This window comes from Shewanella aestuarii, from assembly GCF_014647215.1.
GTDB classification, from domain to species: Bacteria; Pseudomonadota; Gammaproteobacteria; order Enterobacterales; family Shewanellaceae; genus Shewanella; species Shewanella aestuarii.
In genome coordinates, this window is record NZ_BMOT01000001.1 from 134,607 (window position 1) to 147,494 (window position 12,888).

A 12,888-nucleotide genomic window follows, 5' to 3' on the forward strand; every position below is an offset into this window, starting at 1 on the left:
ATGTTTCGAAAAGTCAGCTTTATGCTTGGACCTTTAAAAAGATAGCTATTACTAGTGGCTTTTGATCTTTTAAGCTGATTTTTACAGCGCTTTGTGGGAAATTTATACAAGGCAGAGGCTTTGAAATTTAGCTGACCTACATAAAAAAATCAACAACTTAGTATAAATTAACCACAAAGGCTGCCCGTAGGGGTCGACTAAAATTGTTTTATCCTTGGATAAGAAGTATTTACTTAGATTGTTAGGCTACATACTCCTTGCCGCGTCAAAAACGATTCTATCTCGAACAAAACTTAACCATGAAAGGTCAACAGACCTTCGCTTAAATAGTCGTTAGTTAAAAAATACGCCTTACTCGCACTTTTACTCATGTGTGGTTTGTAAGGCTCCAATCTGTGATTAGATAATTTTTCAGCTGAAAATATAAAATATTGCTTAGAATAGAGTTTTATATTTTCAAGCCTTATCAATGAATATTAATCAATGAATATTTATTGAAGTAAATAACGCATCTGAAAAGTGAAACAAAGCCAATGATATTTTATTGATTTTAAATTGTTAATTTTTTTAGACTATTGCTCTAATCTGGCTCGTAATGCTTTTAATGCAGGATCGCCTGGCGTGCGTTGCTCTAGCTCGGCCACTTCTTGTAATGCGGTTATTTTATCTCCGCTACCTTCTAGTGCTAATACATAAACAAATGCGAAACGGGCATTTTCAGGTTCAATGTGTTTCGCCTGTTTAAGAGATTCGAGAGCCTTTAACCAGTTTCGTTTTATCACATAAATTAACCCGAGATTATGCAATGCCATGGGGTGCTTGGGCTCAATTGTTAAAATTTCTTCTAACAGCACTTGAGCTTTATCTAGTTGGTTTGTTTCACGGTAAACACTTGCTAGATTTAGTTTGCTGGGCAAGAAACTTGGCTGAATGAGGATTGCTTTCTGATATTGAAGCTGTGCCTGTTCTAAGTCACCAATTTTATATGCCAAATCGGCGAGTGCAATTTGAGCTGATAATAAATCTTGCTGTTGCTGATAAGTGATGACGGCTTCGAGTAAGGCATCTTGCATAGGCTGTTGTGCCTTTTCGGGCAGTTGCCCTCGAAACGCAGGAGCCAATAATTGAATCGCCTTTAAGCGCACATTTTTATGATCGTCATACAATAAGCCAAAACCTACTTGCAGTTGTAACTGTTGCGGCGAGCGCTCTAATACATCAATTACGCCTAATTTTACTAAGCTTTCTTCTGAGTTTGCTGCCTCGTTTAACACTTGCATGTTTTCCACTTTGCTCATGTCTAAATGACTCAGTAACACTGCACGGCGCATCGGTGGTTGGCTTGGGTCAAGCACGAGTTTGGCAATGTTGGCTTGGCCTTTTGTTGGATCTGTTTGGTTTAACAGTAGCGCACTGCCGATGTCATCAAAGCGGCCGAATACAGATGCTTTTTTATGTTCAAGTTGTTGCTGAGACCATTTACTGTCTTTGTCTTGGTGACAACCTAAGCAAACATCTGAAGTGCCTAACTGCTCGCTAACCCAAGGATTGGGAATTCGAAAAGCATGATCTCGGCGATCATCCACGCCCATATAACGTGTAGAGGGCATATGGCAATCAATACATAAAGCCCCAGCAGAACTGGCTTTGTGTAAGGTATGTTGAGGTGTATCAAATTCGGTGGATAAGTGACACTGTGCGCATAGGCTATTATCAACAGCTAACACTTTCCCGCTGTGCGGTTCGTGGCAGTTGCTGCACACCACGCCTGCGGTCGCCATTTTACTTTGGCTGAATGATCCATATACAAATACTTCATCCAGTATTTGTCCATCATTATGGTATAAATCCGGCACAGCCAAGCGTGGAATATAATGCTGACTATATTCACCAGGATCATTTGAATCCGTTAGTGAGGTCCGGCGACTATGACAGGCAGCACAATGGTCAAGTTGACTATTTCCCAATGACAACATTGAAGTATCAGTTCGTTCAGCAATGACTTTTCCTGGCTTAAATACCCAGTTCGATTTTTTATGTAAAGGCTTTTTAAATCCTGAATTAGCGGTTGTTTGCTGCGCTTCTGATGAAAGATTGACATGTTTCTCTGCACTGCCATGGCAGGCTTCGCAACTAACATTAACTTCACTAAATGTGGTGTTATAATGTTTAGTATTTTCATTGAAGCCACGTTTTAAGTTGGTCGAATGGCACTGGGCGCAACGGGCATTCCAATTGTTAAATTGACCTTGCCAGTCGAACGGTGAATTAGGAATATGAGTATTTTCATAGAGGTTATACCAACGCTGACCTCCATCGGCTTTTTTTCTAGCATCCCAAGCGACAGTATAAGCCTGTAAACGACCACCACCTATATCGACCAAAATTTGTTGTAAAGGATGATAACCAAAAACATAAGGCACTTTATAGCGTTTACCGGTTTTGCCATTTTGTCCTGTTTCAATATAATAGCCCGCAGGGTCTTTGCTGAATACTGTCCAACCATCTTTAGATTCAAATCTCGTTTGATTAAAGTCACCTAATACATTGTCATCATTTGCTGGGAGCATGGCTTTTGCATGGTGAGATTGTTGCCAATTTATCACTTCACTTTGATGGCAATCGCCACAGCTTTTATTACCGATATAATTTTCGATGGCGATGCTTTTGTTACTTATTAAGGCAGTAATAAAGAATAAGGCTAAACAATAAAAATGTGCGAGTGACACCATAGATTGTCTCATATTGTTATATAAATATTATTGTAAGTTGGCTTTCCAAATAGAAAGGGCGCAATGCGCCCTTTCAAATTCATCACTGTGGTGTGAAATTTATTTACTTGGGTTTTCTTGTAATTTATCCATTACTTGATCCAAGCTAAAACTTGCAGCTTTTTGACTGGGTGGAAATTCCTTAAAGGTGCTTAAGAATTTACCCACGTAAGCTTGTGCTGGTACCAGCATGTAAGCATGATCAATTAACCAGTCATAGTATGTATTAGAGGTTATATCCGCATTTTCGTATGGATCCATGCGTAAATTGAAAATTTTAGGAACTCGCAGCTCAACAAAAGGTTCTGCCCAAATCTGCAAAGTACCTTGTACGCGTTGCTCTAAAAATACCACTTTCCAGTTGTTATAACGCAATGCTGATAAATCGCCATCATCGGTGAAGTAAAAAATCTCTTCACGTGGCGCTTTGTCTGTTTTGCCTGTTAGGTAAGGTAGGAAGTTGTAACCATCAAGGTGATTTTTAAATTTTTTACCGTTAGCTTTATAGCCTTTAAGTAATTTATCTTTGACTTTATCTTCACCAGCAATGGCTGCAAATGTTGGTAGCCAGTCCATGTGGTGCATGATGTCATTTGATACTGAGCTTGAAGCTATTTTTCCTGGCCATCTCACCATAGCAGGTACGCGATATGCGCCTTCCCAGTTAGTATTTTTTTCACCGCGAAATGGCGTAGTGCCCGCATCTGGCCAGCTGTTCATGTGCGGACCATTATCGGTTGAGTAAAATACAATGGTGTTATCTTTAATACCTAAATCATCTACCTTTTTAAGTAATAAGCCAACATGACGGTCGTGCTCCATCATGCCGTCAGCATAATTGCTAACGTTAGATGAACCTTGAAGTTCAGGCTTTACGTGGGTGCGAAAATGCATACGGGTTGCATTCCACCAAACAAAGAAAGGCTTATCGGCTTTAACATTGCGTGTCATAAAATCCATGGCAGCCGTTACGGTTTCGTCATCCACGGTTTCCATGCGTTTTTTGGTTAATGGGCCGGTATCTTCAATTTTACCGCCAGCAACGGAATGAATTACACCACGAGGACCAAACTTTTTACGAAACTCAGGATCTTTAGGATAGTCAATGTTCTCAGGTTCTTCTTCAGCATTTAGGTGATACAAGTTACCAAGAAATTCATCAAATCCATGGGCGGTTGGTAAAAATTCGTCACGGTCGCCTAAGTGGTTTTTACCAAATTGCCCAGTTGCGTAACCTAACGGTTTTAACACTTCCGCAATGGTGATATCTGTCGCTTGCAAGCCTACATCAGCACCTGGCAATCCCACTTTACTTAGCCCGGTGCGAAATACGCTTTGACCGGTAATAAATGTAGAACGCCCAGCTGTACAAGACTGTTCTGCGTAATAGTCGGTAAACATCATGCCTTCTTTGGCAATACTGTCTATGTTGGGGGTTTGATAACCCATTAATCCAAAGGTGTAAGCACTGATATTGGATTGACCAATATCATCACCCCAAATGACAAGTATGTTTGGCTTTTCAGCAGCGTAAAGGTTAACGGATGCGAGTCCGAATGCGACAACTGAAAGTAGTTTCAAGCGAGAGTTAAGTTTACGGAATGACATAAAGTAGAGCCTCCATGGCTGTAGATACATATTGTGATCCATCACAAAAGTTATCTCTATGTGTGAACTAAGTCAATCATGTCATTATAATGTAAATCATTGTAATGATATGGATGTTAACAAAGATACTCAATATACTTTCTTTAAAAATTAATTAATTTATTTTTATTATCCAATTGATTACTGACACTCTTTGAGTAGCTTAATAAAAAACTCACTGCCTTTACGCTCAGCAAATTCAATATTCCGTTCAGGGATAGATTCTGGGTCATCGTAATCTGCCAAGGCTTTTTCCATACTGGCCTCTCTAATAATATGCAGTGTTGGGTAAGGGGAGCGATTAGTGTAATTGCTAGGGCTATCTTGCGCTTCACCTTCAAAGCAATAATCGGGATGAAAGCTGGCGATTTGAAAAACACCCTCAAAACCCTGTTCAAGCAAAATATCGTTAGCGGAGTCGACCAGATCAAGATATGAATAAAATCCTTCAAACCCCCGCGGCAAAATAAATAGCGTGGTTTCGATTGCAGGGTTATTTTCAAGGTATTGGCATTCACCCATAAAAGCCTGCAACACAGCTTTGACTTTAGTTTCTTCGCAGGCATGATATCGAATGCTACCGCGTTCAACTTCCCGTCGTGCAAATGGACAGATGTTATATTTCATGATTACCCGCTTGACCCAGTTTTCAGATTCAGCGATGCAAGGGTGTAAATCAGACATAAATTAGCCTAAATAATTAGTGATTTGGAATAACCATTGGAATAATTGATGCAACAAGTAATATTGCCATGCTGACGTTAAATATTCGCTGCTGACGCTCATTTTTTAAAATACGCTTTAAGGCAACCCCAAAGCTTAACCAGACAATTGCACAGGGAAATGCGACACATAAAAACACACTGGCAATGGTAATAACCTGTGGTGTAAGCTCCTGATTAACAGAGGTAAAAGTGGCAATTGCACCCACAGCCATAATCCAGCCCTTTGGGTTAACCCATTGAAATGCTGCCGCTTGAATGAAACTAAAAGGCTTACTGACCTTTTTACCTTCCATTTTACTGCTGCTATTAGCAATCAACCAAGATAGATAGAGTAAGTAACCGATCCCAAGAATTTTGATAATAGTATGTAACACTGGGTAGGCTTGGAATACCGCGCTCATACCTAAACCTACCGCAAGGATCATCGCGGGAAAGCCGAGGCTAATACCTAAAAGGTGCGGCACGCTTTGCTTAATGCCAAAATTAACCCCTGAGGTCATTAACATGATGTTGTTGGGGCCAGGAGTGATCCCTGATGAAAAAGCAAATAAAGCGATTGCGAATATCAGTTCCATGGTGTGGTAAGCTTTCTCAAATGATCAATTATCTTGGCAGGCATTCTAGCGGGTTACTTAATGACAATCTAATAAAATGTGTGATGAGTTTACGCATTGAATTAAACGTTGTTATCTAGGATTTAACCGGTTAGCTTATGATTAAAGTCAGTTAGTGTTTGAAAGCTGTTTCTACGTTGTTTTCTGATTTTGCGTGAGTTTAATTTAGATTGCGAGGGAATATTTACGCGCTTTTATTCAATGCTTTTATGTTGCATAACATCTCACCAGCAAAGGTCAACTAGCTTTTGAATTACATATTCATTACGATATAAATATTACCCCAAAGGATTGTTATTGATGATAAAAAATCTAAATTTCGCCATCTTAAGTCTCTGCCTTGTTATTGTTTCGGCCTGTACAACCAATGATCTTGAACCGAGCCTTGCAAACCGTATCACCATGGTGACCAGTGGTGATGTATCTTTAGTGTCTAAAACCTATGCCTGGCATCACAGCATGTTTGCTGTTCATACTAAAGATAAGCTAGATGAAGAGTCATTACGTGACCATTTGCGCCAATCTGTAAATAAAGTGATGGCAGCAAAGGGCTACCAACAAGTGGCTTACACCGATTCCCCGCAAATGCTGATTGGATTTGGCATGGCATTAGAGTCTGAAATGAGTGACACAGAGATATTAGCCAAAGCAGGCTTAGTGCCAGGCTTGTCTACGCACGGCGTTGATAAACAGCTCGAGAAAGGCTCTGTGCTAATAGCGTTTTTCAATCCTTCTGTTAAAGCACCATATTGGCGAGTATTAGCGCAAGGATTTACTGATCACAATAAAAGTGTCGATAAAAGAGCGGCGCGTTTTGATGATTTATCAAGCATGATGTTGGCTACTATTCCGTCTAGATAGTCTTTGGAATTAACCAATCAGTATTATCATTTCCTCTTTATACTGATAGGTATCGCTGCCATAAAAGGACAAACCTTTATGGCAGTGTATCCATTGGCTGAGTGCAGATTTATATGCTGTCGTGACTCACTTCTACTTCGTATGAGCCAAACTTACGTATATTAATCACACCAGTATCAAACAGTAAATATTGGCCTTTAATGCCTTGTAAAATGCCGCTGACTTCCGCCACTTTATCAAAATTATGAGACTTCACTTTGACAGGGAATTGTTCAATAGGATATTGAATAGCCTGAATATTAGAATCCAAACGCTCGATCACTACATCATCATATTGCGCCGCAATCTGTTGCAGTTTTTGTTCTATTAAAGGAATAAGTGTGGCTGCTTGTGATACTAAATCCACATCATCGTTATGACCTTTAAGCATGGCTTGCCAATGCGTTTTGTCATTAATGAATTTCGCTAATTCAATTTCGATTAATCCAGATAACTTTCGCGTAGCGACTTTGAATATGGGCAACCCCTGGGTGGCGCCTTGATCTATCCAACGTGTTGGTATTTGGCTATGGCGGGTAATACCGACTTTGATCCCTGAAGTATTCGATAAATACACATAATGGGGAACAAAACAGTGATTTTGTGCCCACTGTGGCTCGCGACAGGTGCCTTGATCAAAGTGGCAGGTTTCTGGTTTCATTATGCACATATCGCAGCTAGCAAGCTTTTGCATGCACACATAACAGTGGCCTTGGGAATAACTTTTTTTAGTTTTTTTCCCACAATTACAACAAAAAATATTACCCGTGTGGGTTAAAGTCAGCGATTTACCTATTAATGGGTTAAGGGCAACAAGCGCATCACCTACAGGCAATTGATATTGCACTTCATTGACATTATTTAGTGTTGTTTTAAGTTTTGACAGAGTACCTAACATTCGCGTTCCAATAATCAGCTTTGCGGCCTAGTTTAACAGAATTTACCCCGCAAATAGGAAGCAATTCACCCTGATATTGGAGTGCTAAAGAAATTACTGGTGATGATTTAACCGAGTAGCTTACTTGTTCCTAATGGAGTTAAGCACATTGTCTAGCTATATAGACTTTATTTTTACCGAAAAACTTAGCTTGATATAAAGCCTTATCCGCTTGCATTACAAGATCTTGCAGTGCAGATGATGATGGCTCAATTTCTGATACGCCCAAGCTAATGGTAAAGTTAATTTCTATGTCACCGAAGCTAAAGGTTTTTTCGGCAATGCTGTGTCTGAGGCGTTCCGAAATAGCCACAGCTTCTTGTTCACTAGTATTGGGTAGCACAATTAAGAATTCTTCACCGCCAATACGACCGACTAAATCTTGTTTTTTGATGCTGCTTTTGGCTCTATTGGCCAGTGACTTTATTGCTAAATCGCCAATATGGTGGCCATATTTATCATTGATCTCTTTAAAGTTATCAATATCAAAAATAATCACCGATGCTGGTTTATTCAATTTAATACAGCGTTTGATTAACTGCTCACCTTTGATATAGGTATAGCCTCTGTTTGCAATTTTAGTCAGATAATCCGTTTGAGAGCGTTTCTTATATGTGTTGAGTGAAAATATTAGCAAAATAGCCAGTGTTGATGTGAGTAGGGCAATCAACATGAGGGTTAAATCTTTGATGTGTTCTTTATCTTTTAAGGCCGCTAACTGTAATTCATTGATCGCTAGCTTATTGACTAATAATTCTTTTTCAAATTCGGTCACGTTATTTTGATGCTTAAGTGCTGAATTAATTACTTCATTATTCAGCATGGCCTGATTTTTTTCGCGCTCGTCATCGATCAGTTTAAATAGCAGGTTAGTCGCGGTTAAATAATCTTTATTACCGAAGGCAATAATCGCATCGGCTTTTAAAATCATATCGCTTTTGTCTACTCTAAACGATTCATTTTGCTTAAATACATGCGCCATTTCGACTGCTTGTACAGCTTGACCGTTACGCATATAGGCTAATGCGAGAAATAAATAACTGCTGCTAACAAAGTAATGTTCTTGAGTGGTGTGTTTAAGCTCGATAGCTTTGCTTAAATGAAAAATAGCTTGCTGAAAATCGTAGGTTCTTAATCCTAAACGACCGGCATTCAAATTGGCAAAAAAGTACAAATCTTTCAATTGTGGTGCATTGTCGGCAAGCTGAAATTGTTGTTCTACATTTGCCTGTGCTTGTACCCAATTGCCCAATTTAATACTTTGGCTAAACATATTATGCAACATGTTAAACATGTCTTGTTTGTCATCTATGGTTTGCCAAGTTTGAAAGGCTTTTTCAAAATGATCATAGCCCTGTTGGTGCATACCAATATTACGATATAAGCTGCCTGTGGCATTATAAATCATGGCTTTGCGGTTAGCGTTTAAATGCTCACTTTTATCGACAATTTCTAATGCTTCATCGAGCAGCGCAATACCAATATGAAAATTGTTGGCGTTTTCATAACAAAAGGCATTTTGGGTAAGGGTTTTGGTTAGCAGCTCTAAATTGCTGTGCTGCCTTGCATAATTCAGCGCTTTGACTCTGTCGATACAGTATACGGCAGGATCGTTGGTTTTTAGATAGTTGGCAAAAGAGCGCTCTAGATAGCTGTCGATCAGAATGTCAGTGACTGGAAGTGCTTCAACATAGGAAATGCCTTTGTCATAGCTAGCTATTGATAAATCGAGTTGGCGGGTTTGTTCAAACAACTGCCCATATTGGAAATAAAATTTGGCTTTCTCTTCAGCGGAGAAATCACTGTTATCAAGATCGAATTGATTAAGGTGAGCAATGCTTTGTTCAGCTGTATGAGTATTCGTGTAGTTTTTTAACTCGGTTAATACATCATTGGCCTGTGCAAAATTACCCAATAATGAACTCGCAATGGCGATTACGGTAATGAGCACTAGGGTGATGTGTTTATCCATGTCATCCTCAACACTAAGAGTCCTTTTAGTTAGCTTAATGAAGATTATCATAAATATCTGTTTTGTATAGTGATTAGACCAGTTTTCGTCGAATTTAAACCCACAACTGACATATTTAGATTATTACTCTGTTAACGTCAGTAGAATAGAGTAAAACACTATATTTATTGTGGTTAATAGAATAATGTGTTTGATGTGTTTGATGTGTTTGATGTGTTTGATGTGTTTGATGTGTTTGATGGTTAAAGGTTAACCCTCGAAAATAGCGCCGATTACGCAACTAAGTGCTTTTTGACGAGGGTAAATCGTGTTTTTCACTTAAGTCTATGGTCATTCACTGTTTAAGCGATTGCTTTACTGACTTTATCAAGTACCACATCATCGCCCATTTTATAGAGTTGTTCGATAATTTGCTCTTCTTGGATGAGTTCAGTTAAACCTAGGCGCATATTGGCTCTAAACAAGGCGACACCGGTATGGCCAGCGGTTTCATATTGGCTACTAAATTGCTCAATATTGACTCCTAAAGCGTTAAGGCTATTGGAAATCTGTAAAACTAATCCAGGACGGTCGTAGGCGACCAATTGGTAACTCACATGTTTAATCGGTTGAGCCACTTGACTGGCTTGTGAGTAAGTTAACGACAGCCCATCGATACACTCAAGGGAATCAACCAATTCATCCCATTTCTCTACCGGAAGCTCTAATTGTAATATTGCCGCAAAGATACCGTCGATATGGCGCATTTCAGAATCTAACCAATTGCCGTTATGACGACTAACAGCGTTAGCAATTTGCTCAACTAAACCTTTTCTATCAGGGGCTTGCAGAGTGACTAAATATCGCATCATAATTGTTTTCTCCTACAAAAAATTAAACCAATGGCTGTAACACTACTGTCATCTTTACGTAATATAATCGCAGCCACTTATCATTGGGTTAATGATAAATGATTTGTTGTTATGAATTATTTATTGTTAACACAGTAATTTACACAATCAAAGCGCTAATGCTAGTGAATGATTAAATATAGAGGTTCTTAATGGAAAGTCAGGTAAGTCAGCCTGGTTCTGCGGCTAAAAATCTACTCGTAGATCGCTATGCAACCCGTAGGGCATTTAAGGATAAGGCAGCACAAATTGGCGTAACGGTTGGCGGCACTATGGTGTTTGTCGCGTTATTGTTGATTTTTTTCTATCTGCTTTATGTTATTAAACCTATTTTTGATGGTGCTGATATTCAGCCGGTTACAAAAGTTGAGTTACAGCATACTGATTCTCCAACCTTAATGGTCGGGAGTGATGAGCAAAACGAAGTGCTGTTTCGCGCAGCAAAGAATGGCCAAATTGACTTTTACTCTTCAGTGACTAATCAGCTGCTTTCTTCCTATGCGATTAAAATTCCTCAGGGCTCTACCGTGACTAGTAGTGCCAAATCTAGCCCTAATGAGCAACGTATCGCTTTAGGGTTAAGTAGCGGTGAAGTGGTTGTTGTCGGAATCGACTTCAATGTGACCTATCCTGATAACCAACGTTTAATTACACCAAAAGTGCAGTATTTAAATGATGAGCCATTGATGATCAATCCCAATGGCGCAGTGTATCACTTAGCTTTTGATTATTCTGATAGCCGCATGAGCTTTGTGTTTCAAGACCAAAATGGTGTCTGGAACATTAATCGCCAAGATGGTGAAGAAAACATGATGACAGAAGAAGTGGAATGGACCGCTTATCATTCTGTTATCGAAGAGGCGCCATCAAAATCATTAACACCGTTAATGACACCCGATCATCGCCAATTGATTTTACCTACAGCAAATAAGCTATATGTCTATGATATTCGTGATGCAGAAGCGGTTGAATTACTGCAGGTGATTGATGTTACTCGCGGCGGTTCTAATGTTAATCAAGTTAATTTGCTGGCTGGCGCAAGCTCTATTCTGGTGAGTTACGACACAGGTGTAGTAAGCCAATACTTTCAAGTAAACAGTGATAATGGCCGTTTGTACCAGCAAATCCGTGAATTTGATAATTTAGCGCCTATAGGCACTATGGCTATCGAGTTTTACCGTAAAAGTTTCGCGGTATTAAGCCCAGAAGGCGAGTTAACTCTGCTTTATACCACTAGTCAGCGTAACCTGTTTGACGAGAAATTTGATCTGGCCAACCCTGGACTCATGTCATTTAGCCCACGTTCAAATGCGTTAATTATTGAAGCTGACCAAAAGTTGCACTTGTTTTCGGTTGAAAATAGCCACCCTGAAGTATCTTGGAGCGCAATGTGGCAAAAGGTATGGTACGAAGGTTACCCTGAACCGCAATACGTTTGGCAATCAACCTCTGGCTCAGATGATTTTGAAGCTAAGCTGAGCTTAATGCCATTAGCATTCGGTACCATGAAAGCGGCGTTTTATGCGATGCTTTTTGCTGTTCCGTTAGCCATTGCAGGTGCTATTTACACCGCTTACTTTATGACGCCTAAAGTACGTAATGTGGTTAAACCTACCATTGAGATTATGGAAGCCTTGCCTACGGTTATTTTAGGTTTCCTTGCCGGCTTATGGTTAGCGCCCCTGATTGAAGATCACTTGCCAGGTATCTTATTACTGCTGTTTTTATTGCCGACATCGATTCTTGTCAGCGCCTTTAGCTGGAGTAAATTACCGCAATCATGGAAACAACGTTTACCTGAAACTTACCAGGAACTCATGCTAATTCCGGTAATTGTTTTTGTTGGTTGGTTGTCATTTGCGATTAGTCCAACCATCGAAGTGATGTTTTTTGATGGTAATACGCGTCAATTTATTACCAATGATCTTGGTATAACGTTCGACCAACGTAACGCTTTAGTGGTTGGTATTGCGATGGGATTTGCGGTTATCCCAACGATTTTCTCCATTGCTGAAGATGCGATTTTCTCTGTGCCACGTCATTTGTCTAACGGCAGTTTGGCACTCGGTGCCACGAATTGGCAAACCTTAACACGTGTGGTGTTATTAACTGCCAGCCCAGGTATTTTCTCGGCCATTATGATGGGATTAGGCCGCGCGGTGGGAGAGACCATGATTGTCCTGATGGCGACAGGTAACACGGCCATTTTGGAATGGAGTGTGTTTGAGGGAATGAGAACACTGGCGGCGAACATTGCTGTTGAAATGCCTGAATCAGCTATCGGCTCGTCACATTATCGTGTGCTGTTCCTCGCGGCATTTGTACTGTTTATCTTCACCTTCGTGTTCAACACGATTGCCGAAGTTGTCCGTCAGCGTTTACGTGACCGCTATAGCTCACTTTAAGGAATGATGATGACATTTATCAACACA

At 39.9% G+C, this 12,888-nt stretch carries 9 protein-coding genes; 2 read left to right on the forward strand and 7 right to left on the reverse strand.

The features are described 5' to 3' along the window. Positions 1–572: 572 nt before the first annotated feature. The 4 genes from IEY03_RS00625 to IEY03_RS00640 form a co-directional block, all read right to left on the reverse strand. Positions 573–2,732, reverse strand: coding sequence for an ammonia-forming cytochrome c nitrite reductase subunit c552 (locus IEY03_RS00625; RefSeq protein ID WP_229778161.1), 2,160 nt, complete (start codon positions 2,730–2,732; stop codon positions 573–575). A 99-nt stretch (positions 2,733–2,831) separates the two neighbouring features. Further along, positions 2,832–4,379, reverse strand: a complete 1,548-nt coding sequence (locus IEY03_RS00630; RefSeq protein WP_188839410.1) for an arylsulfatase — start codon at positions 4,377–4,379, stop codon at positions 2,832–2,834. A gap of 180 nt (positions 4,380–4,559) precedes the next feature. After that, entirely contained in the window at positions 4,560–5,102 is a 543-nt protein-coding gene (locus IEY03_RS00635) for a DUF1415 domain-containing protein (RefSeq protein WP_188839411.1), read from the reverse strand. A 16-nt stretch (positions 5,103–5,118) separates the two neighbouring features. After that, entirely contained in the window at positions 5,119–5,718 is a 600-nt protein-coding gene (locus IEY03_RS00640) for a LysE family translocator (protein WP_188839412.1), read from the reverse strand. A gap of 339 nt (positions 5,719–6,057) precedes the next feature. Here IEY03_RS00640 and IEY03_RS00645 point away from each other — a divergent pair, with 339 nt between their 5' ends. Next, positions 6,058–6,618 (forward strand): DUF4136 domain-containing protein, encoded by a 561-nt coding sequence (locus IEY03_RS00645; RefSeq protein WP_188839413.1) that lies wholly within the window; start codon positions 6,058–6,060, stop codon positions 6,616–6,618. Between the two features lie 109 nt (positions 6,619–6,727). On the opposite strand, the gene IEY03_RS00650 is transcribed toward IEY03_RS00645, so the two are convergent. The 3 genes from IEY03_RS00650 to IEY03_RS00660 all read right to left on the reverse strand — a co-directional run bounded on the left by IEY03_RS00650 (position 6,728) and on the right by IEY03_RS00660 (position 10,417). Continuing rightward, entirely contained in the window at positions 6,728–7,555 is an 828-nt protein-coding gene (locus IEY03_RS00650) for a DUF2797 domain-containing protein (RefSeq protein ID WP_188839414.1), read from the reverse strand. 139 nt (positions 7,556–7,694) lie between these two features. Further along, positions 7,695–9,566, reverse strand: coding sequence for a GGDEF domain-containing protein (locus tag IEY03_RS00655; protein WP_188839415.1), 1,872 nt, complete (start codon positions 9,564–9,566; stop codon positions 7,695–7,697). Positions 9,567–9,907: 341 nt separating this feature from the next. Continuing rightward, complete coding sequence (locus tag IEY03_RS00660) at positions 9,908–10,417, reverse strand: glycine cleavage system transcriptional repressor (protein ID WP_188839416.1); 510 nt, start codon at positions 10,415–10,417, stop codon at positions 9,908–9,910. Positions 10,418–10,608: 191 nt separating this feature from the next. On the opposite strand from IEY03_RS00660, the gene IEY03_RS00665 reads away from it, so the two are divergent. Further along, positions 10,609–12,861, forward strand: a complete 2,253-nt coding sequence (locus IEY03_RS00665) for an ABC transporter permease subunit (protein WP_188839417.1) — start codon at positions 10,609–10,611, stop codon at positions 12,859–12,861. Positions 12,862–12,888 lie beyond the last annotated feature (27 nt).